Raw genomic sequence first — 23,049 nt, forward strand, 5'->3', positions numbered from 1 at the left:
AAGAGAAGATCTAGGCCTTACTCCCCTACTTTTCTGAGTTTTATGTAGAACTCATAATTCTCTTTACCTGGTAGCGCTTTTTCTTTTAGGATGTACTTCCATTTCTTTTTTGTTGAGTTAATATATTTTATTACTTTATTAAACTCGTGCTCGTTCCATACATGATAATGCATTGAATGCTGATCATCTGTAATACTCTTGATTGCTAGATCATATACCTTTTTTAAGTCTTTTATTTTATTTGTGTGGGCGTAAAATTCGACTACATGAAGGGCGTCTCTATACCTAGAAGGACTTTTATTATCTTCTACCAAGTGTTCAAGCTGTGTCGCGGGCCTTGTTTTATCTAAGGTCCTTTCTCGTTTCGGTACAATTAACACTAGCTCCCCGCCTTTTTTGAGTTTATCCCAGGCTGTATTCATTGCCCCTATAGGATCTCTGACGTGTTCAATTACATGTGATGCGATTATAAAGTCTAGGCTCGAGTTCTTAATGCCCTCCATTTTGTCAAAATTAGTATGTATATCAGTGGGAACATATTCAAATAAGCTGGTTGAGTAGAGTTCAGATTCAAGCTGTTCCTTATTGAAGAGGTCGGCGTATAATATTTTAGTGCCTAATGGAATTGGCAGAGGGTTTGCTGCTGCTCCAAACTCTACTCCTTTGCCAGTTAGCCCTTGAGTAATAAATTGACGCATGAAGTTCATGTCTCTGTTCATTTTTTTCATTTTAGGATCCAAAATGATTGGAGTTGGCGCTCCATAAGGATAATTTAAGGCTTCTTGTTCAGTGATCTCCTGAATATCTTCGGGCCATCTATAACCTGGTTTATTTCCTAGAGTCGAAAGGATATTAATGTCTCGTAACCATCTACGCCTACCTTGGTCAATTAAGTAAACCTTACCGGCCAGCATCCCCTTACCATTCTTAACTCTGACTAGCATATGTATTATTTTTTAATAGCAGAATACATTAAATTAGAGTCATTCTTAGAGCCACCGCCAAAAAACTTTACATCAACATTTTTATACCCATTATCTTCCAGAATCTTCTTAAGTGATTTTTTGTTGAAAAGGACAATGTGATCAGTGGGATCATAAATGTCTTGTTCGCTTACCTTCCAATGATCACTGTCGATGTTTGGAGTAGTCCCAAAAAGTAATCCACCTTTTTTCTGAATCTTTCTAATACTTTTCAATGCTTTTTGGATGTCATAAAAATGCTCTATAACCTCAACCATAACTACGCAATCAAATTTGTCACCTTTTAGCTTGTAGTTTTCTATCAAAGAAGTATCTACAGGAAGTTTAAATACCTTTTTAGCCCAACTAGCTGCAGGCTTGCTTAGTTCTAAGCTAAATGTATTCCAACCTCTTGAAAAAAGAGTATAGCTTAACATGCCAAGTCCTGAGCCAATCTCTAACAATCTTCCATGAGGATTGCCAACTTTAGATCTGTAAGCGTGATCTATCTCTCCGGCCATGTAGCGAGTACCTTCTGGGTTAATAATTGAGAGGTATCCTTCTGGGTCATCCAAATAAGTTTCGGGACTCTTTGAGTTTAAATGGCGAGTGGTAGAATATATAGTTCCACACTCTAAGCATTTAGCATATCTTTGTTTTCCAATGACTCTGAAATCCTTATTTCTGTTATTACCACAAACATCACAAGTCTCATTTGATTTCTTCACTTTTGTCAGACCCTTTTTTATCATAATTCTATCCTTTTATCTTATTTATAACTTCCATGACTGCGTCTTGGTAGCGCTTTTCACCATAATCTTTAGCTTGTTTGAGTCCATTTGATATGAGCTTTTCCCTTACCTTATTATCATTTAGTACGTTGAATATTGAATTTGCTATTTCTGTAGGGCTATTTCTGCTAATTATACAGTTTTGGTTATTCTTGTATAGATCTGACCAGTCACTGCTTTTGTTATCGTTGATAACAACTGGTACACCTGACGCCATCATTTCTAGAGGTATTACACCTGGATGTTGGCTGAACATAAGAAATAGGCATGCATCAAACGAGGAGTAAAAATCTTTTAGATCAGTATAAGGGACTTTACCAGCAACTGATAGTCCTTTTTCTTCCAGCTTGTAACTTTTTGAGTAGCTCTGAGCCCCGGCAATTACTATCTCGATATCATCTCCTAGTTTGGTTTTTAATTTAGTTAGTGCTGCTATTCCTAGCTCAAATCCATTCCGGGGCGAGTCTGGTCTTCCATAAAACATTACTCTCTTTACTTTTTTATTTGCATAGAGTGGTGCGCTCTGTGCTTTTGATTTAGTGTGATTTATATAATCACTTAAATCAAGCAACGAGGGTAAATAAGTAGAGTCATTATTTTTATTGTATTGTTCATATCTAGTGCCGAGAGCTTTTGTTCCCGCTAAAGCTAGATACCCAAAATCGTAAGTTGCTTCTGACATTGCCGATAAAGTACCTTTGGGGTAGAAATCAGGCTCCCAGTCTTGAAGGATGTAGCATTTTCGTTTAGTTTTATTGTATTTGAGCATGTCGTAAGCAGTTGTCCATAAGGTGCAGATGGCGATGGTAGAGCTTTCTATATCTATGGTGCTTGAGTTTCTGCTAGCGATGAATCTGGAATCCTTTAATGCAGGGAATTGCGATATAACAAGTTTTTTTGGTATCTTTATGCTCACATTCGAATTAAGTATGAAGGTATGCCTTGTTTCTTCTCGCATAGTTAGTTCGTTAGCTAAAGCGAAAATATTTTTAAGCCCCGCATACAAACTTTCGAACATCGGAATAAACCAAATAGCAGAGTCTATACTGCTTATTTTTCCTGTTGAATTAGCAGCTTTTATGCTCAAATCTATATCTTCTTGAGAGAAATCGTATTGGGCAGAAAGGTTATTAGCTTCATTTTGGTACTGTGATTGGTCTTCATCATTATTACCCTGAATTTCTGAGAAATAAGGTCTCAAATCAGCACCTTTTTGGAGATTTTTTAAGAACTGTTCTTTTCGTGAATCACTTGTGATATTTCGTTCGTCAAACTGTGGTCCACTGAGTAGTAAGGATAGATTAGGGTTGAAGTAACCATCTCCAATAGTTTTACTGAAGTATTTCTCAGCAAGTTTGACAACTGAAAGAGATGGGGCATCTTCCTGTCCAGAAGTTTCTTTTTCAATATTTAAAGTTACGTATGGTGTAGAGACTATCCTAAAATCTGAAGCTCGCAACAACAAGTTAATCTTCCAGAAAATGTCGAGTACGCTATCAGTCTCTTCGCAATAAAGATCTTTGTTTATTTTTGATAAAGCTGAGGATTTAATTAAAGAGAAAAATGGTGATCCAGCGGATGTGTTTCTGACCCACTCATGAAATCCAAAGATGGAAGGTGTGTAGGTGCCTTCTGAATATATTGGACCAAAGAGAGACCTAAAGCCTAGAATCCTGCCAACATCAAATAAACCTCCATTATGATCTTTGATATGAGGGCTTGCAACAGCAACCTCGGGTATACTTAGCCATCCGGCTACTTCGTGAATCTGTTGGGTGCTTATTTTAGAATTTACATTTGAGTTAAGCACCAGTAGGTCTTGATCGGGTTTTTTATCTCTTATTGAAGATAAAAACTTTTTACCATCACGGGAATCTATTGTTACTACGCTGTAATCAAAATTAACTCCTTTAAGTTGCTTTGAGAGCCTTTCTTTAGAGGTGGTATCGTCAAGATCAGTTATGAAAAGTATAAGGATTTTTTGATTAACCCTTTGATTCTTCCAATGTAAGTTTAAAAAACCATCTTTTGTATGTGTAACGGTAACATCTAATCCAGCTTTTTTTGCAGAGTAAGTAATTGCGTTTCTTTGGCCTTCTAATGCATATGGCTTAGCCATTATTGAGTGCGCAGTGGAGGTCTCTAGGACTCTCCAATGGTATAGAACTTTCGGTATGTGGCCAACTTTTTTTGATACCTTAATCAATCTAAGGAATAAATCCCAATCTTGCGCTCCATCTGTGTTAGTCTGCCAGCCACCAATTTTTTTTATTAGGGAGTGTTTAAAGACATTGAGATGAGTGAGATAGTTAGAATTAAACATTATCTCTGGAGACCAATCTGGTTTAAACATCGGCTCGTAATGTCTCCCATTTTCGTCTATTTTATCTTTGTCAGAATAAATAAAGTCATAATCATCTTCGTTTATCATCTTTGCGTTTTCGTATAATGCATCAGGTGAAATTAAATCATCATGATCGAGAAGGGCTATATAGTCCCCAGTAGCCTGTTCTAAGCATGCGTTTGAGTCGGTCGCAATTCCTCCGTTAGTAGGCATGAATCGTACTTTAATACGGTTATCTATCTTTTGGTATTTCTTTAGTAGAGCAATAGATTCTTCATTCTGGGCAACTTCAGCAATGCAGAGTTCAAAGTATGGATAAGTTTGGTTTAATACGGATTTAATCAGATCCTCAAGCACGTCTGTAGGGGGCTTATACACAGGGGTTATTATGCTTATGACTGGTTTCTTTTTAAAGTTTTTAGATTCTTCTCTTTGAGTATTTAGATCTCTGTCCGACAATGAATTATCTATTCGCCATGTCTGGTATGCCTCATTCATATCGTTAATTTTGTTAGTTGGCGCGTTTTGATTAACAATCAGTTTATTTTTTACTGCGTACATAAAGCCTGTTAGGCCTTCGCTGCTCAGTTTTCTGGTAACCTTACTAACTGCTCTAGTAGGGTTCTTAATCACATTCTTTGTAAGTAATACAATTCTCTTGGCTTTGGGTCTCATATATTTATTATTGAATTTATTTCTTTATCTTTTTTACAAGATTTATGGTCGACTCTGACAAAGGGATTTTTTTTAGTGCCGCTCTATGATTAAAAATATGTCTCTCTAGCTCATTATTTCGATCTTTTAGTCTTTCGATTTCTTCTTTGAGCGTTTCAAACTTTTGCTCTACAAGACCTTTCTCATAACTTAGAGATCCTAAAGTTTTCTTGGCTTCATAAATCGCTTTAGTTTGCGTCATAACAAGTTTAGCAATAATAATAGAGTAAAGCATCTCATAATCTAGGTAGGAACTATTACTTATTGATTTTATTTTTATTTCTGGTAGTTTATTTTGTGAGGCAATGATTATTTTTCTGTATCCTTGGTCTGTAAAGAAACTTGACGGCTTTTTCTCAAATTCTGTATTAAATTCAGTATTGATAGCTTCTATCGTAGCTTTTTTAATCTGCTCACTTGAAGCTGTAGCTAAGTTTGCAAATGCTGAGGCAAGCCAAAAATTAAATGGTAATGTAGCTACAGAGTTAGTCTTCCAGCCAGCCTTGTCAAAATAATTTCTGATTTTGTCTAAATTTGGTTTTTTACATTCAAAATGTTCTAATAGCCAATCCTGATCAACTCCAAATAGCTCCTTATTTATGGAATTTAATGAATGTTCAAATTTGTCGGTTTGGAAATCGTCATAGGGACCAGCAATAATTACAGCTTCTTTTGTTAGTTGAATAGCAGATTCAATAACTGATCTTTTATTTGCATCACCTGAAACATGTTCGAGCATATCTATCATAATCGTAAAGTCGAATTTTTTATTAAGCTTTCTAGCTTCTTCCCCCGTAGATTGTATATAGGTAATCTTGCTATTCAAACCAGCTGGCTTTGGCCTTGGGTCTACTATTGTTAATTCAAAGGCAAAGCCACTTTCAATAAGGAAGTCATAAATAAAAGTCGATGACCCCCCAATATCTAGAATTGAGTATGTCTTATTTTTAGAACTGTTTTTTGTCATACTTTCTAAAAGAAAAATCACAGTTCTAAATCTTGTGAAGGCATCTGGTTGCAGCTTGAAATAACTTTTTTTCATAATCTACTTTATAACTTCGAATAAATTATCCATGATTACTAAGCCGCCCTCACTGGTCTCGCCATATACGCTAAAGCTGACAGGACGCTCTATACTGTCAAATTGTTGTGTAAAGCTTGGGTCGAACACAGTAACTGAAATGGAATATGTGCCGCTATTGAGATTTGGTTTTTTGAACCATAGTATTAACTCTTTTATCGAGGAATCTAATTTAACATTTTTCGTGTTCGGTCCTATAATGTTCTCGTTCTTTTCACCAGTAACGTTTAGACCAACTACTAAGTTCTGATTACTATTGAGGGATATGTTGCTAAATGACATTTTAATTCCGATATCTTCTCCAATAGAAAATCTAGACGAAGCTTTTCCGGATTTTTTAATAGTCTGTACTTTATCTGTAATGAATTCTCCTGAGCCCCACCTAACAAACTGATTTGTTAAACTAGACTCTTTCTTTGAGTGTTCAGAAGAATCATTAAGCTGAAAGTATCTAATTTTAGCTTCTGTTGGATCACATGTCGCAAGTTGATTGCCTGCATCAAGCACAACAACCCTATCACAATATCGCTCAACATCTGCCATATTGTGTGAGACAAATACTATTGTTTTACCCTCCTCTTTTAATGTGTTAAAAGTACGGTAACATTTTCTTTGGAAGTTACTGTCTCCAACAGCTAGAACTTCGTCAATAATTAGTATGTCGGTTTTTGCTCTTATTGCGATCGAGAACGCCAAACGTACCTGCATACCACTTGAGTAGTTTTTTAACTTTTGGTCCATGAATTTTTCAAGTTCTGCAAATTCAACAATTTCATCATACATTTCATTGACTTCTTTTTTATTGAAGCCAAGCATGGCACCATTCATGTATATATTTTCTCGTCCAGTAAGCTCTGGGTTAAAACCTACGCCTAGTTCAATAAAAGGTGTAAGGGAGCCATTTATAGACACATTACCCTTAGTCGGAGTGTAAATTTTTGCCAAAACTTTAAGCAAAGTTGATTTCCCGCTACCATTCCTGCCTACAATACCAAAAAATTCTCCTTTATTAACTTCGAATGAAATGTTCTTTAATGCGTGTTGCTTCTCACTGCTTGTTCTTTTAAATGGATGTAGTATTTTTTGCTTTAAGTTGTTATTTAACTCATGGGGAAGAATGAAGTCTTTATATACTCCCTCAACCTTTATTGCTACTTCTTTATTTTCTTCCATATGTTCTTAAATCTGTTCTGCAAAAAACTTTGATCTCTTTCTAAAGTATACTGAACCTACTAACAAAATTAATGGGACAAGCAGGTATGGTATCAATGCAAAAGGCATCTGCACTATGTCAGTTGTTCTAGCTGTACTTTTTGTAACTAAACTATAACGTAAATCTTGAATAATCTGTGATACAGGATTAAGCATTATTATTTTAGCTGCAGTCGCATTGAATTCGGTAAAAACTAGGTGAATATCGTATATGATGGGTATGGCATAAAAGGCTGCTTGCATTAACACCTCCCATATGTGGCTAAGATCCCGGAAGTTCACATATAAGGTAGAAAGTATTAGCCCAATCCCTAGCACTAGTGCATATACTTCACCTATGAGTAATGGGGCAAATAGGGCTTGTGATCCAAAACTGACACCATTGAATAGTGCAAATATTAAAACTATTACTAGGCTTAAAAACAAGTTTATGAGGGAAGATACTGTACCCGAAATAACAATAATATACTTAGGAAATGAGATTTTGCGTATTAAATCACCTCTTCCAACTATTGAGCTCAACGCTCCCCCAGTTGATTCGATAAAGAATGTCCATAGGACTATACCTAATAAGAGATAGACTGGATAGTGAGGTATGCCTGCTCCGAAACTGAATATTTTTGTAAATACAACGTAGAGTACAGTGAATAGTCCAAGAGGCTTAAGTAAACTCCAGGCGTAGCCTAGGAAAGAGTTTTGGTATCTAAGTTTAAACTCTGTCTTAACAAGCTCTCTTAATAGAGATTTGTTGCGCTTAGAGAAAAGGTTATTGGATAGGGCTTTTACTTCTGACATTTTTAATACGTTAATGTATAATTCTAGCATACCTGAATAACTATTTTCACTTTAAGTTTAATGAGAAAAATACTAGTTGGTGTCCTTTGTTGGAATAATATTGAAATAATCAGTGATGCAGTTGATTCATTGTTAGATCAATCTATTAAAATTGATATCTTTGTTGTCGATAATGGGTCTACCGATGGATCTTACGACTTTTTGAAGGATAAATATGAAGATAATATTATCCTTCATCAGAATAAAAAGAATAAAGGTTTTGCTGGAGGGGCTAATAATGTTTTAAGACATGCCATTGAAAATGGATATGATTACGTAGCTCTTCTAAATTCTGATGCTAAAGCTCATAAAGAATGGACTTTAAGTTTAGCTAGTGTACTTGATGAAAACAAAAAAGCAGGAGTCTCAACCTCAAAAATATTAAAACTTGATGGAAAGACAATTGATACGACTGGCGAGCAGTTTTATACTTGGGGACTATCTTCACCTAGAGGAAGAGATGAAAAAGATAATGGTCAATACAATAAAGAATGCCAGGTTTTTGGAGGTTCTGGTGGAGCCTCTATGTATCGAGTCAGTATGCTAAAAGAAGTTGGATTATTTGATGAAGATTTTTTTGCTTATTATGAGGATGCAGATTTAAGCTTTAGGGCAAATTTAGCGGGCTGGAAAGTTATTTATACTCCTAAGGCAATAGTTGAGCATGAAATTGGAGCTAGTAGCTCTAAGGTAAGTGGCTTAGCTTATAAGATGAGCGTAAAAAATCAGATCATGCTTTTAGTGAAAAATGTACCTTTAAAAAATTACTTTCAAATAATGCTTAGATTTAAGGTCTTATGGATCGGCAATATTGTTAGTGGTTTAAAACAGGGTTATTTTAAGCAGACAATATCTTCTTTATTAATACTTATAGTATTGTTACCAAAAAAGTTCATACAAAGAGTTAAGATTCAAAGATTAAGAAAGAAAAAGAATATTAACGCTGATGATATTTATATGTTAATTAGTCCTGGGTACCCAAAAATTATTAATGATAACACTACGGTTAAATTAGTTAGAAAGTTAAGCTTTTGGCGTTAAGAATTTGCAATACTTAATAAGTATTTACCGTAGCCACTCTTTACTAATGGCTCGGCAATTGTCATAAGTTGATCTCTATCTATCCATCCGTTTCTAAAAGCAATTTCTTCAGGGCAACCAACTTTTACGCCTTGTCTGTGTTCTATTACTTTTACAAATTCTCCTGCTTGATGAAGTGTCTCAAAGGTTCCAGTGTCTAGCCAGGCAGTACCTCTATCTAAGAGAGCCACCTTTAAGTTACCTGATTTTAGGTATGCATTTTGGATTTCTGTTATCTCTATCTCACCTCTTGGGCTTGGTTTAACGTTCTTTGCATACTCAACACACTTATTATCAAAAAAGTATAATCCTGGAATGGCATATTTACTCTTTGGCTGCTCTGGTTTCTCTACGATCGAGACTACATTCATGTCTTTATCGAACTCTACGACGCCATATCTTTCTGGATCATGGACTTCTGCTCCAAATATTAGTCCCCCAGCAATATCTGTATATTGCTTAAGTTTAGAGCCCATCTCCGAGCCATAGAAGATGTTATCTCCCAACACTAGTGCAACTTTATCACTTCCTATGAAATCTGCACCTAGTATAAAAGCATCTGCTAAGCCTCGTGGCTCTTCTTGGACGGTATATTCTAGATTTATCCCCCATTCCTTTCCATCACCTAATAACTCTTTAAACCTTGGCAGATCTTTTGGTGTTGATATAATTAGCACTTCATTTATTCCAGCCAGCATTAATGTACTGAGTGGGTAGTAAATCATTGGTTTATCATATAGGGGTATAAGCTGCTTACTTACTCCTTTTGTTATTGGATAAAGTCTAGTTCCAGAACCTCCCGCTAGAATAATTCCCTTCATATTTAGTTTGCTAACTCCTTTTTAATGTATTCTTTTAATTCGTATTCCCAACTTCTTGGTTTGAAACCCGAAGCTTTTATTTTATCAAGCTTCAATGCGCTATTCTTTGGTCTTGCAGCTATGTTTTCTTTGTCTTTGTAGTATTCTTCAGTGGAAATTCCTAACACCCTGGATGGATCATGACCAGTAAGCTCAAATGTTTTTTTTGCGATATCAAACCAGCTAACTATTGAGCCACTATTTGTGAGATTGTATACACCATATGGGACGTTATTTGTTAAGGCAAATTCAATTGCGGCTGCTAGAGTATTAGTGAATGTAAGTCTACCGAACTGATCATCTACAACTGTGGGATTGATGCCTTTCTCCGCTAAAGATATCATAGTTCGAACAAAGTTATTGCCGTCTCCTATAACCCATGAAGTTCTAAAAATGTAGAATCTTTCTGCTCTTTGTGCCTCTTTGTCTCCTTGAGCCTTAGTCCTACCGTATATATTCAATGGATTTATCTCATCAACTTCTGTGTATTCTCCATTCTTTGTGCCGTCAAAAACATAATCTGTAGAAACATGAACGAGTGGTATCTCGTTAGTTTCAGCTAAGTCTACTAGATTAGTAACACCTGAAACGTTGATGGTCTCAGCAATTTTCACATTCTCTTCTTTTTCTGCTTCATCAACTCTTGTGTACGCAGCGGCATTTATAATTGCCTTACAGTCATCTATATTAAAGTTCACAACTTTATTTAGATTTGTTATATCTAGCTCTTCTGCATCTACGGCAATATGATCTGGAAAAATCTTTTTTAGTGCCCTGCCTAGTTGACCATTTGACCCTGTGATTAATACTTTCATATTATTTATTTAAATCTTTTAAATAAGGGTGATTTTTATCTTTATCACTCATCGTTGCTTCGCTAAGAGGGATAGGCCAATCAATACCTAATTCGGGGTCTGCCAAGTTTACAAATGTATATTGATCATATTGGTCCGGCTTCCAGTGTGCATCTACGATATAGGAATAATATGTAGGTTCAAGTGTCATAAAGCTATTGCCGCAACCTTTTGGAAGATAAACTGCTTTGGTAGGGTCAAGTTCAATTTGCACTACTTTGCCGAAGCTTTCCCCTTCTCTTAGGTCCACAAATGCACAAAATATCCTACCCGTTACAACCGATATGTATTTATTCCAAGGTTCGGCATGTATACCTCTTACCACCCCTATATCTTTGTTAAATGAAATATTGTGCTGAACTGGTGCAAAATCTTCTGGCAACCCTAATTGAGCTTCTTTTGCCTTTTGAAATTTCTCTTGGAAAAAACCTCTCTCATCACTTATTGTGTTAACATCAAAAACTAATAATCCTGGTATGTCTGTTTCTTGGACTTTGAATTCAGTACTAGGTATTTCTGCCATATGTTTATACTCCTATCCTCTTGTATTTCTCTTCAGTCTCAACCTTTTGAGGCTTCCACCATTTTTCGTTATTCTTGTACCACTCGATTGTTGCCCTAAGTCCTTCTTCAAAGTTTGTATATCGAGGTGACCATCCGAGCTCATTTACTAACTTGCTATTGTCAATTGCATATCTTAAGTCGTGGCCTGGCCTATCTTTAACGTGCTCTAAGTAACTTTCGTCTTTATTCATCTCTTTAAGAATTAGATTAAAAACTTCAATGTTACTTTTTTCACCATCTGCGCCAATTAAGTAGGTCTCTCCAGACTTACCTTTTTCAATGATCGCCCATACTCCACTGTTATGATCGTCAACATGTATCCAGTCTCTTACGTTCTCTCCTTTACCATAGAGTTTAAGTTTTGAGCCAGACAATAAATTAGTAATCTGGCGCGGAATCATTTTTTCGACATGTTGCCTCGGACCGTAGTTGTTTGAGCAATTTGAAATGGTGGCATGGATACCATACGTTCTCACCCATGCTCTTATTAGCATATCGCTACTTGCTTTAGATGATGAGTACGGACTGGAAGGATTATACGGTGTATTTGGAGTAAATTTAGCTGGATCATCAAGCTCTAAATCTCCATAAACTTCATCCGTAGATATATGATGAAGCTTTTTATTATGTTTTTTTACAGCTTCAAGTATTCTAAAAGTTCCTATAATATTTGTCTCAATAAATGGATAAGGATCAGCAATGGAATTGTCATTATGGCTTTCAGCTGCAAAATGAACTACTAAATCACATTCGCTTATTAGTTTATCAATCAAATTTTTATCACAGATGTCGCCCTCTATAAATTCGATCTTATCGAGTACCTCACTTAAGCTTTGTTTATTTCCGGCATAAGTTAGCTTATCGATGACAGTTATATGGTGTTCAGGGTGTTCTTTGAGGGTAAGGTGAACGAAATTACTGCCGATGAAGCCAGCCCCTCCAGTTACTAGAATTCTCATTGAATCTGATTATAACATTAGATATTTTGTATAATCATTGTCATATGAACAAGACTAAACAAAGAATCTTAATCGATGCACGCATAATTGGTACTGGTACTGGAGATTATGCTGAGGGTATTTTAAATGAGCTTCAAAAGTTAGATCATCAGAATGAATATATTATTATCTTAGATCCTGCGACCAAGTTGCATGTTTCTGCTCCAAATTTTAGAGAATATCGTTCTAAGAACACTGCTAGAAACCATATGTTCTTTATAAGAGGTAATTTAAACCTAGCTTGGGAAATGTACAGGTTAAGAGCTGATGTTTTTTGGGGAAGTTTTCAACACATCCCTTTCTTTTACTTTAAGAGAAAGACTGTTGTAACTGTTCATGATCTGACTCAAGTCAGAATTGCTAACCCTAAGAGTAAGATTGAAAAGCGTGAAGAGTGGAAAAAGGATAAGAAAGCTGTAATTAAGGACAAAGTCCGTAAGCTCCCCTTCTCTCTTATTCCTCGTTCAATTCTAATGTTCTTTTTGAATCTCTTTAGTTTTAGATTTAGTGTTTGGCGTGCAAAGCATATCTTTACTCCCTCTAAGTATGTAAAGAATGATGTGATTGATTATTTCAAACTAAAGCCAGAGAAAGTTAGTGTAACTGTAAATGGGGGTGTTATTTTAAATAGACTTACAAAAGATGAGTCTATTAAGAAGCTGCTTAAGAAAGACTTTTTGCTTTATGTTGGGACAGATCATGGCCATAAGAACTTAAATATCTTATTAGAAGTGATGGATAAGATACGAGATGTTAAACCTGATTTGAACCTAGTCTTTGCTGGTAGGAAAGATAGAAATTATGTGACTATCCAAAATAGGGCTAGGGAGCTGAATCTTGAAGATAGAGTTCATGTCCTAGGGTTTGTCAGTGATGGAGAAAAAGGTTGGTTATTTAAGCATGCAAAGCTGTATGTTTTCCCTTCTCTTTCTGAAGGATTTGGAATTCCCCCGCTAGAGGCGATGGCGTACGATCTTCCAGTTATTGCAAGCGATAAGACTGCCATTCCGGAAGTTTGCGGGGATGCTGCAGTTTATTTTGATCCTACTGACAAGGACGATATTGCTAAAAAGATTCTAGATACCATCGATAATGAGAAGTTAAAAAAAGATTTAATAAAGAAAGGCCGTGAAAGGAATAAATTATTTAAGTGGGAAGATAGTGCGAAGGTAGTCTTGGCTGAATTAACAAAGCTTTGAATAAGAAAGATTATGAAAGAGTTGGCTGTGGTGTTAAATAATGTGAGGAGCTGTGAGAATGTTGGCTCTATCTTAAGAACTGCAGATTTTTTTGGGTTCGAATATGTGTGGTTTGTGGGAGTTACTCCCTACCCTACCCTAGAAAATGACCAACGTTTACCTCACATAAGAGAAAAGTTAGATAAACAGATTAAAAAAGTCTCTTTAGGTGCCGAAAAAAATTTAACAATGATTCATGAATCATCTTTAGAAGTAGCTGTCAATAAACTAAAAGATATGGGTTGGAATATTATCGGCCTAGAGCAGAACTCAAAGTCTGTGGATATTAGTAGATATAAATTTAAGAGTAAGAAGAATGTTGTTGTATTAGGTACTGAGGTTACTGGTCTAGACTTTGACGACTTAAGTTTAGTGGATGAAATTGTTGAAATACCTAGATATGGTAAAAAAGAAAGTTTAAATGTGAGTGTGGCTTTTGGGATAGTTGCATCACAGGCATCAGGTTCTTTTAAATAGTTTGAAACATCTAGACTATATGAACAGTAATATTATTGTAGGGATATCTTATAATTAAATATAAATGTTCATTTTCCCTTTTTCTCTCTAAAGAAAAAAATATGACTAGGAAAACGAACGATACAAAAAGTGATGAAGCTGTGGCAGAGCTTTTTTTAAATGATTTAAATAATTTAGTATACTTTGAGGATTTAATTTTAAGGTACGAGCCAAAATTGTTGAGATATGTAAGATCTTTAGGGGTTGAGCAGAACTTAGCTTACGACGTGGTTCAAGATTGTTTTATAAAAGCTTACAGAAATATAAGAAGTTTCAATCCAAAAAAAGGCAAATGGAGCTCTTGGATTTATAGGATTGCTCATAATTGTGCGATGGATTCTTTTAAAAAGTCAAAAAAAGATCTAACAGTTGATGAGGATGAATGGTGGGATAGTATCTCAGTCCCTGAGACTATTACTGAGGAGTTGAACATTAAACTTAACAATGAGAACCTGATGTATGGGTTGAGAAAGGTAGATCTTAAATATAGAGAGCCATTAACGTTGTATTATCTTGAAAATAAATCTTATAAAGAGATTGGAGATATTTTAAGAATGCCGGTTCCTACGGTTAGTACGAGAATAAAGCGTGGGAAGGATAAGCTTAAAGAGGTAATTAATAATGATCTGATGGCAAAAGATAACCTTAAGGTTAAAAAGATGGAGGAGGTAATTTAGTATGCCAAAAGAAGTAAAAAAGAAGAATAATGAGCAAGAAATTAAAGAGCTCAAAGAGCGTTTAAGTGTTTTAGAAAAAATAGAGGCTGAAAAACTTAAACCTAAGAGCGAGATCAGAACAACTGGTAAGCAGTATTTTCCGCTAGTTCTTGGAGTCTTCTTTGCGCTATGTAGCGGAGTAGCTATTTACGGTGTTACTAGCTCTGTGAGATTCTACTCTGACTATGGTGATACATCTTCTCTATTAGTCTCGTTATTTATGTTATTCTCTTTGATTATATTGGTTGGGGCAGCAACATGGGCGATTCATCGTAGTGAATGGGGCTATAGACTTAGATACACTGTAATATTTTCTATAGTTTTATTTAGTTCAATAGGAATTGGTGCAGTTTTAATGCAGGGTCCAGTTGAGAGATTCGTTGATAAATTAGGAATAAATAATAATTTAAGGGCAGAGGATAGACTTCTTAACGAGAGTACAATTTACGGCAAAATTACTGATATAAAAAGAAATAATCTAAAAATATCTTTAATGGGAGGTGGCGAGATTAATGTTGGCATCGATGGGGACACCAAAGTCTTCCCTATGGGAGCTGAGATAAGAGAGAATCAAGTAGTTGGTGTTATTTTAAAATCTGATAGTAAGATAGCTAGATGGGTCAGGGTTCTTCCGGCTAATCATCCGGCAGGTAGAAACATAAGATAAGTTTGAAACAATTTTTAGATACTTCACGTAGTAGTAAGTAGGAGGAATATCGAGAAAGCGAAGTCTAAAGAAAGTTTCTATAAAAACATCAAAAAGAACTATATTTTTATTAAATTTCTCTTTTTGTATTAACAATTTAACTTTCAACAATTTAGTCGTATTTTCTCATATTCTTTCTATTTAGTTTTCGAAATAATTTAGTTATTAATTTTAATAAGTCAAATAGGAGGATGAGCAAGCAAATTTAGCGGGCTTATATTAATAATGAAAAAATAAGTAAAAAGCCAGTATGGCGGTTATGGGCTTCGCAACTTTAGGGATTTTAGGTGTAGCTGGCTTGGCTGTAAGTGCTACTTCTCCATCTTCAGGTAGTGGAGATAATCTCGCAGCAAGACTCGCCACTAAGTTTGGTTTAAATAAAGAAGATGTATCTAAAGAAATAGATTCATTTAGATCAGAAGAGCGGGGTAAGCGAGAATCAGAAGTGCAGGCTAGAATAGAAGCTTCTTTACAGAAAAAGGTTGATGATGGCACTATAACGGCTGAGCAAAAAACTGCCATAGAAGTTAAGCTTAAGGAGGTCCATCAGGCTAGAGAGTCAGAACACCAAGCTAATATGAATTCTGGTAAAAAACTCTCTCGTGAAGAAATGAAGTTAAAAATGGATGCTAATAAGAATGAGATGGATGCATGGCTTAAAGAACAAGGTATTAATATAGACCTTAAGGACGTACTCCCAGCTCATGATAAAGGCCATCACATTAGTAATGAAAATAAAGTAAAGGAGGATGATAACTAAAAATAAATTAAAAATAGCCCCTCTATATTTTTTGCCTAGAATTTTCTAGGGCCTTTTTATGTTATATAAACATTAGCTCTATCTGTTATAATTGTACGTATGTTTTGGGTGGATCTCTTAGGATGGTGGTATGGTGCTGGACTTAAAGATTTGAGCATTAAGTTTAACGCTTTATTTTCTTCTACATCAGATTTTTTTAGTATAAGTTTACTGGCTAAGAATCTATTTCAGCCTTACAGGCAAACTTTAACAGTAAGTAACTATAAAAGAACTTTCGGAGAAAAAATTACTGATGCTTTAGTTTCTAGGACTATAGGCTTTTAGTGAGGTTTTTCTTGATCTTATTTGGTGGAGTAGTTTTAGCACTAGAAATATTTGCAATGGGTCTAACATATATCTTATGGCCATTTATACCGCTTTTACCAGTAATTTTAGTTGGCTTATCAATATTAAACTTTGGGTTTTAAGATATGGATTTTAACTTAAACTTAAATAATAAAAGAGCTAGAGAAGCTAGGAGGTCTAATCTCTTAAAAGAAGCTTGGATGAGAGCTCTATTTACTCTACTGGCTTTCTTTTTTGTTTTTGGCAGGTTACTTTTTAACTTCACTTTCTAGCAGTCTAGGTTTTTTATTTATAATCCCATCAATAATTTGGTTAATGATATGGCTTTATTACACATTATGCCTAAAAGAGATAAAAGCTATTAAAGATCCTAAAGAAATCGCGGATTTATTAGAGCAAGATTTACTATCAAACTTACATGGTAATGATCTCGGCTCTCTTTGAGTGCTTTAGAAAAAGTTTTGGCGGCAGATTCTTGTCTACAAGATTTTCTATAAGTCCAAAGACAATCGGAATAATGCTTGAGGCTAAAAATCCAGAGGATATTAGTATTTCTTCAGTTCTTGAAAAGGCATACAATATTTCTCAAACATCAAAATACAATTTATCAACAGGAGGATTAGTCAGAAGCATTTATATAGCTTTAGTTCTGCTTGATGAGGTGGATGTTAATACTCGAAGTCAGGTTTTGGGTAGTATTGGCTTAGACGATACAGATTTGCCTCATGCGATTGAATGGTTTGACCATTTTGAAAGTTTAATCCAAAAGAGTAAGAAAAAGAATAAAACTGGAGGGATAGGACGAGATTTAAGTTTTGGCTATACACCTCTGCTTTCTAGTTTTGCGAGCAATATAAGTGATAGCATTGGCCGAAGTGGAAATATTTATAGAGAACTTGAAGGTAATCGCCAAGCTCTTGAGCAAATGATGCATGTTTTAAGTGCGGCTTCAAGATTAAATGCTGGGCTTGTCGGAAAAGTTGGAATAGGAAAGACTAATTTAGTATGGAATCTTGCTGAGAAATTACTATATCCAGATTCATCTGTTCCACAGAACTTAAGATATAAACAAATCTTTAAGATTGAAGCTAGTACTCTAATAGCTAATACTAAGGGTTCTGGAAGTTTAGAGGACCTACTAATTAGAATATTTAATGAGGCTTTTAGAGCTAAAAATGTCATTTTATTTTTGGATGATGCAGAATTATTTTTAGAAAATGGTGCTGGAAAAATTGATTTAAGTGGAGTTTTGTCTCAAGTTCTAGAAGCTGGCGGAAATCAATTGATTTTAGCAATGAGCGATCAGGCATGGCTTAGATTGAGTAACTCTAATCCCTCGTTAGCTGGATTAATAAATAGAATTAATTTGTCCGAGGTTAGTTCAGAAGAAGCTATGCATGTCGCTCAAGATCAAGTTCTTATTTTAGAAGGAAAACTCAAGGTTAGATTCTTATATCAGACAATAAAACGGGCTGTAGATCTTGCAGAAAGGTTTATACAGGACGAAGCTAGTCCTGGTAAGGTCATTAAGCTTTTAGAGTATGGTACAAGTTATGCTGTAGATGGTTGGGTTATGCCGGAATCTATTGAGCAAGCTGTTGAAAAAAACTATGGAGTTAAGGTCCAGACTGCTTCTAGTGTCGGTCAAGCTGAAACTGATAAGTTATTGAATCTTGAAGATTTAATTCATCAGAGAATGATCAATCAGTCTCGAGCCGTAAAAGTTGTCAGTGATGCGCTGAGACGTTCACGAGCAGGAGTGAGAAACACTAAAAAGCCGGTCGGGACTTTCTTGTTTATAGGTCCAACAGGCGTTGGTAAAACGGAGCTTGCCAAAAGTTTAGCTGCCACTTATTTTGGCGGGGAAGATGATTTGGTCAGGATTGATATGAACGAGTTTAGTCAGCCAAATGATGTATCTCGCTTATTAGCTCCAGCTTCTGCGAATCCTAATAGTTTAACAGCCCAAATTTCTAAAAAACCATTTAGCGTTGTTTTACTGGATGAACTCGAAAAAGCTCACCCAAATGTTTTGAACTTACTACTTCAAATGCTAGATGAGGGTATTCTACGTGATTCTGCAAATAAGCAAGTCAGCTTTAGGGAGGCTATTATTATCGCTACCAGTAACGCTGGAGCTGAGTATATTAACGACTTCATGCAAAAAAATGGTACTGATTTAGCCTCTATGAAGAGCCTAGAGGATAGTTTGTTAAAAGAGCTTATTAATCAAGGTATATTTAAGCCAGAGTTTGTGAATAGGTTTGACGAAGTTGCTACATTTAGAAGTTTGAGCGAAGATGAGCTGGTAGAAGTTGTTAAACTTATTATGATAAGTGTTAATAAGTCTTTAGCTAATCAAAAGCTGCAAGTCTCTCTTGAGGAAGGGGCTGCAGAACTTCTAGTCAAAGAAGGTAATGATCCCCTACTTGGCGCAAGGCCAATGAGAAGAATTGTCCAAAGAACCGTTGAGAATATTGTCGCGGAAAGAATTTTGCGAGGTGAAGCGAGACCGGGAGTTGTCATACAGTTAAGTGCCAATGATATTAAAGATCATTTAAGTTAAATAATTTCTTGAAATAAATATACAACCTCTGTTATACTTATATTCCTACTGTAAAATTTTAAGATTTTTTAATTTAAGAAAGATGACTGGTATTAATACTGGAGAGGCAGGTTGTCCTCGACAAGAATTTGCTGACAAAGCCCTGGAACGAATAAGTCGTGTTGGTTCTGAATCTGACATAGCAGAAGTACGAGCATCATATTTATATTCTATGGAAGAATGTGGCAGGCTATGTATGGCAAGAGGTATATGTCTTGCGATAAATCAAGGCAGTGATGTTGAGGTTGAATTAATACGCGGACATGTAGATGTTTTTAAAACTGGTTCAACAATTCTGTCAGACCATATTGATTTGCATGATGGAGACACATACACTGCCCCACACCCAATAATAGCCGCAGTAAATGATTAACAATAAATATGAATGATTTAATTAAAGAAGACCCTTATTTTGGGGAGTGTGGCGAAATAATAGACAGAGCGATTGAGGTCTTAGGTTCTAATGTTCCTAAATTACATCTTGAGCTAATTGGGGAATCTCTACACAACTTTTGTAAGCGAGATTGTTCGTCGTGCCCCATTGATATGGCTAGAAGGAATATTAAAGTTACAATGGATAGGTCGGGATCTACGGCTTTAGCTGCAATTGATGCTCTTGATGCATTAGCCTATAGATTCTCTAATTTATAAATAGATTTAGCTATATTGACCAAGCATCATAATATCTTGCCAGACTTGTTTGATTAGTTTTTTAAATTCTTCGTATTCTGATTCTTTATAATTTAAGCTTACTGTTTTGACTTCGTTATCGCTGGCGTTTATGTAAACTAGCTCTGCTCCTATAGGCTTAATATTTTTAGGCAGACGTTCTGGGGCTAGGTCAAGTAGTAATTTGTATAGATAGAGTTGGTTCTTGTATTTTTCTTCAATTCTATCTTTAGATTTACCTGTTTTGTAGTCTCTGATTACTGCTGTTTGCTCATCCCTGTTGATAATTACTGCATCTAATTTTCCACTTAGTCTTACTTCATCGAAATTTACTTTTATATCTACTTCGCTCAAGGCTTCTGATTTTGTTAGATCGTTAAGTTTAGTAAGATGTCTATTTATGGTAAATTCAGCGAGTGAGTTTAGTTTATCTTTGGTTTCTTCATCAAGTGAGCACTTCTCTACTTCTTTTCTGTAAATCTTAATCAAATCTTCTAAACTTAAAAATTTATTGTTAGGTCTTGCTAGGTGCATTTTTTCGAAGACTTTGTGCATAGCGGATCCATGTACTGCGCTTTCGCTCATAGCTTGAGGGAATCTGAGCAGGTGTCGTTGGATGAATTCTTCTCTTCCTCCGTATTCTTCGTCTAACCAAGTTGTTAAGTGTGTTGCACTTAATCTATATTTCTCTAAAATCGGCTGCAGAATTTCAGCTAGAATTTGTGTGGTCTCATCTTTAGGTTCTACATTAAAGAGTTTTTGTTGATAGCTTTCGGCGGACTCTTCAGCACTCATTAGATCTTCGGAGTAATCTATAAGTTTAACAAAACTCTCTGATTTGAGTGGCTCTAAGTATCTGAGTGCTACTTTACTCTTGCCTTTTTCGTCAAATTTATAGAGTGTATGAACTAATCTATCCTTGGCTCTAGTTTGGGCCACGTAAAATAATCTTGTGCGGTCATCTGATGTATCCTTGTGGCTCGCAAAGTTGGCTGTAAGTTTAAGCGTGTCTGTACGGCTTCTGGCAGATTCGCTCCAGACATCTTCTTGGCAGTGGATTAGATAGACTTGATCGAACTCTAAGCCTTTTGAGCCGTAAGCTGTAAGTAATTTAACACCGCTAGGCTTTATATGTAGTCCGCGTCTGGCAAGACGTATTCCACCATGTTCTTGGCAGAGCTCAACGTATTTTATAAGATCATTAAGCTTAGATTTGGACTGATCTGAGTAGTAACTTCTTAAATGATCTCGTAAAGAGGAAAGACTACTTAAAAAGTTGGCGTAGTGAGCAGGCTTGGTTTCTAACTTTTCTTTAGAAAAGTAGAAATCTTTAAATGGAGATTTAATATTAATGTTTTGGTTATCTTCAGATTCATCTGGTTCGTTTGCTCCAATAAGTTTGTCGAGCATTTGCTCTAGACTTAAGTTTAGACTTAAAGTTCCCCAATTAATCAACAGGTTGTAGATTTGCTTACCTTTTTCTCCAAGAGCCCCGTCGTTGAGGTAGTCTAGCCAATGTTTTCTATCTTTACTTTTAGCTGCGTAAGATGCTAAGCGATAAATTGAGCCGTTTTCTAATTGCCAGTAAGGGCTGCTTAAGACATGGGCTAATAAGCTGTTAGAATGGGTTAACTCCCCTACTCCGATATTTAAAACTAATTTACTTAAATCTACTAATTCTAATATTATTTCGTCTTCTAAAATGTTACTCGAAGTCTCGTAGAAAACTGAAACGTTATGAGCAATAAGTTCTCTAGCTAGTTCTTGCAGGTATTTGTGTTTCGGAGCTAGAACAGCTATGTCTTCTGCTCTTGTTCCTGATTTGATTTGCTTCTTGATATCTTTACAAATCCAGCTAAGCTCACTATTTGAGTCTGTAAAAGTTGCGATCGAAACTTCTTTATTCTCTGAATCTGAATTACTACTAAGTTCTTTTACATAAGTGCCTGCCGGTCTTTCTTCAATTTGTTGTGATGTTTTTAGACTTGCACTAAGGATATCTGAGTTAGAGCGGTAGTTTTCATCCAAGGTTATAATCTCTGTTTCAGGGTAGAGACTTAGAAAACTTTGGAAGTTAGAAACGGATGCTCCTTGAAAGGCATAAATAGCTTGGTCATCATCACCAACTACCATAATGTTTGGTCTGTTAAAATTGGTCGGGTTGTCTCCTAATAACTTAACAATTTCAAGTTGTGAGAAGCTTGTATCTTGGAACTCATCTACCAAGATGTGTTGCCACTGCTCTTGGATATTAAGCTTAAGGTCTTCGTTACTTTTTATAGTATTAATTAAGTTTAGGACCATATCATCAAACTCGATCTTCTCAAATTTTTGGAGAGCCTGTTCATATTGCTCATAGATATATGCGACTTCCTCTAGATTCTGATTGTATTTAGCATCCTTAAAGCGCCATTTGTTATTTAAATCTTTTTCGAAATAAAAGTTTTTAAAGGCAGTTATTGGAGTTGTTTTGCTAGTTTCAAAACTTTCTGTTAGAGCAGAAGTTAGTTCTTTTAGGATGATAGACTTTAAACTTGGGACTAGTTCTTCATTCTCATGGTCTAATTGTTTTGTTTGTAAGTAATCTACAAGAGATTTTATGAGCTTATTTGTTTCTTCTTTCCCTCTTGGTATCTCAGGTGGGAATAAGTTTAGTAAATCTTTTAAGTCTTCGAGATCTGCTTTGTTGTTATTGGCAATGTTTTTTGCATGCTGAGGCTTTAAGCCGGCTTTTTTAAGCTCTAATATTTTTGAGGTTAGCTCACTAATTCTGTTTTCTCGAGCAAAACTTCTGTGAGCAAGCTTAAAATTAAGTGGTAAATTACTTAAAATATCTTCTAGGATTTGATAACTTGTAAGATCGTCAATCGGTTGAAAGCCTCGAGTATCTAAAAAGTAATCAGGAAAGTGACGCATAACCTCTAAAGCAAAACTATGAAAGGTATGCACTGAGACTTGATATCCGCTTGCTCCGATGGTATCGGCAAGTCTTTGTTTCATGGAGGATACTCCGGCCTCTGTATACGTCAGACATAAGATACTGCCTGGGTTAACATCAGTTAAGCTTAAGATATTTGCCACTCTACTTGAAAGAAGTTGAGTCTTCCCTGTTCCTGGACCTGCAAGGACTAAAACTGGACCTTCGATGGTATCAACTGCTCTTTGCTGTTTTTGGTTAAGTTTAATCTCTCTCATTAAGT

At 35.7% G+C, this 23,049-nt stretch carries 19 protein-coding genes and 1 pseudogene; 10 read left to right on the top strand and 10 right to left on the bottom strand.

Annotated features, from left to right (window positions below):
* Nucleotides 1–17 precede the first annotated feature (17 nt).
* From H6799_02160 to H6799_02185, 6 genes are read right to left on the bottom strand one after another with little or no spacing between them, the layout of a single operon-like run.
* Complete coding sequence (locus H6799_02160) at nt 18–944, bottom strand: methyltransferase domain-containing protein (protein USN97160.1); 927 nt, start codon at nt 942–944, stop codon at nt 18–20.
* 5 nt (nt 945–949) lie between these two features.
* Nucleotides 950–1,714, bottom strand: a complete 765-nt coding sequence (locus H6799_02165) for a class I SAM-dependent methyltransferase (protein USN97161.1) — start codon at nt 1,712–1,714, stop codon at nt 950–952.
* 4 nt (nt 1,715–1,718) lie between these two features.
* Nucleotides 1,719–4,772 carry a glycosyltransferase gene (locus H6799_02170; protein ID USN97162.1) on the bottom strand — a complete coding sequence of 1,018 codons (3,054 nt, stop codon included), beginning with the start codon at nt 4,770–4,772 and terminating at the stop codon, nt 1,719–1,721.
* Between the two features lie 16 nt (nt 4,773–4,788).
* Nucleotides 4,789–5,853: a hypothetical protein gene (locus H6799_02175; protein ID USN97163.1), complete on the bottom strand. Its 1,065-nt coding sequence runs from the start codon at nt 5,851–5,853 to the stop codon at nt 4,789–4,791.
* A 3-nt stretch (nt 5,854–5,856) separates the two neighbouring features.
* Nucleotides 5,857–7,065 carry an ABC transporter ATP-binding protein gene (locus H6799_02180; protein USN97164.1) on the bottom strand — a complete coding sequence of 403 codons (1,209 nt, stop codon included), beginning with the start codon at nt 7,063–7,065 and terminating at the stop codon, nt 5,857–5,859.
* A gap of 6 nt (nt 7,066–7,071) precedes the next feature.
* Complete coding sequence (locus H6799_02185; GenBank protein USN97165.1) at nt 7,072–7,899, bottom strand: ABC transporter permease; 828 nt, start codon at nt 7,897–7,899, stop codon at nt 7,072–7,074.
* Between the two features lie 60 nt (nt 7,900–7,959).
* On the opposite strand from H6799_02185, the gene H6799_02190 reads away from it, so the two are divergent.
* Complete coding sequence (locus H6799_02190; GenBank protein ID USN97166.1) at nt 7,960–8,979, top strand: glycosyltransferase family 2 protein; 1,020 nt, start codon at nt 7,960–7,962, stop codon at nt 8,977–8,979.
* Here H6799_02190 and rfbA read toward each other — a convergent pair.
* From rfbA to rfbB, 3 genes and pseudogenes are all read right to left on the bottom strand, one after another.
* Complete coding sequence (gene rfbA, locus H6799_02195) at nt 8,976–9,839, bottom strand: glucose-1-phosphate thymidylyltransferase RfbA (protein USN97167.1); 864 nt, start codon at nt 9,837–9,839, stop codon at nt 8,976–8,978. The two genes, H6799_02190 and rfbA, sit on opposite strands and share 4 nt — an antisense overlap.
* Nucleotides 9,840–9,841: 2 nt before the next feature.
* A pseudogene (gene rfbD, locus H6799_02200) lies at nt 9,842–11,255 on the bottom strand (dTDP-4-dehydrorhamnose reductase).
* A gap of 4 nt (nt 11,256–11,259) precedes the next feature.
* Entirely contained in the window at nt 11,260–12,255 is a 996-nt protein-coding gene (rfbB, locus tag H6799_02205; protein USN97168.1) for a dTDP-glucose 4,6-dehydratase, read from the bottom strand.
* Nucleotides 12,256–12,299: 44 nt separating this feature from the next.
* Between rfbB and H6799_02210 the strand changes: the two genes are divergently transcribed.
* The 9 genes from H6799_02210 to H6799_02250 all read left to right on the top strand — a co-directional run bounded on the left by H6799_02210 (nt 12,300) and on the right by H6799_02250 (nt 19,831).
* Nucleotides 12,300–13,493 carry a glycosyltransferase family 4 protein gene (locus tag H6799_02210; GenBank protein ID USN97169.1) on the top strand — a complete coding sequence of 398 codons (1,194 nt, stop codon included), beginning with the start codon at nt 12,300–12,302 and terminating at the stop codon, nt 13,491–13,493.
* Between the two features lie 12 nt (nt 13,494–13,505).
* On the top strand, nt 13,506–14,009 hold the full coding sequence (locus H6799_02215) for a TrmH family RNA methyltransferase (protein USN97170.1): 504 nt from the start codon (nt 13,506–13,508) through the stop codon (nt 14,007–14,009).
* A gap of 101 nt (nt 14,010–14,110) precedes the next feature.
* Nucleotides 14,111–14,725, top strand: a complete 615-nt coding sequence (locus H6799_02220; GenBank protein USN97171.1) for an RNA polymerase sigma factor — start codon at nt 14,111–14,113, stop codon at nt 14,723–14,725.
* 1 nt (nt 14,726) lies between these two features.
* Nucleotides 14,727–15,431 (top strand): hypothetical protein, encoded by a 705-nt coding sequence (locus tag H6799_02225; GenBank protein ID USN97172.1) that lies wholly within the window; start codon nt 14,727–14,729, stop codon nt 15,429–15,431.
* A 289-nt stretch (nt 15,432–15,720) separates the two neighbouring features.
* On the top strand, nt 15,721–16,230 hold the full coding sequence (locus H6799_02230; GenBank protein ID USN97173.1) for a hypothetical protein: 510 nt from the start codon (nt 15,721–15,723) through the stop codon (nt 16,228–16,230).
* Between the two features lie 99 nt (nt 16,231–16,329).
* A complete protein-coding gene (locus H6799_02235) occupies nt 16,330–16,554 on the top strand; it encodes a hypothetical protein (GenBank protein USN97174.1) in 225 nt (74 codons plus the stop codon).
* A gap of 445 nt (nt 16,555–16,999) precedes the next feature.
* Nucleotides 17,000–19,141 carry an ATP-dependent Clp protease ATP-binding subunit gene (locus H6799_02240; GenBank protein ID USN97175.1) on the top strand — a complete coding sequence of 714 codons (2,142 nt, stop codon included), beginning with the start codon at nt 17,000–17,002 and terminating at the stop codon, nt 19,139–19,141.
* An 82-nt stretch (nt 19,142–19,223) separates the two neighbouring features.
* On the top strand, nt 19,224–19,553 hold the full coding sequence (locus tag H6799_02245) for a hypothetical protein (protein ID USN97176.1): 330 nt from the start codon (nt 19,224–19,226) through the stop codon (nt 19,551–19,553).
* A gap of 8 nt (nt 19,554–19,561) precedes the next feature.
* Nucleotides 19,562–19,831: a hypothetical protein gene (locus H6799_02250; GenBank protein ID USN97177.1), complete on the top strand. Its 270-nt coding sequence runs from the start codon at nt 19,562–19,564 to the stop codon at nt 19,829–19,831.
* Between the two features lie 6 nt (nt 19,832–19,837).
* On the opposite strand, the gene H6799_02255 is transcribed toward H6799_02250, so the two are convergent.
* Complete coding sequence (locus H6799_02255) at nt 19,838–23,044, bottom strand: ATP-dependent helicase (protein ID USN97178.1); 3,207 nt, start codon at nt 23,042–23,044, stop codon at nt 19,838–19,840.
* Between the last annotated feature and the right edge of the window lie 5 nt (nt 23,045–23,049).

The sequence above is a fragment of the Candidatus Nomurabacteria bacterium genome (assembly GCA_023898665.1).
GTDB lineage: Bacteria > Patescibacteriota > Saccharimonadia > Saccharimonadales > HK-STAS-PATE-42 > HK-STAS-PATE-42.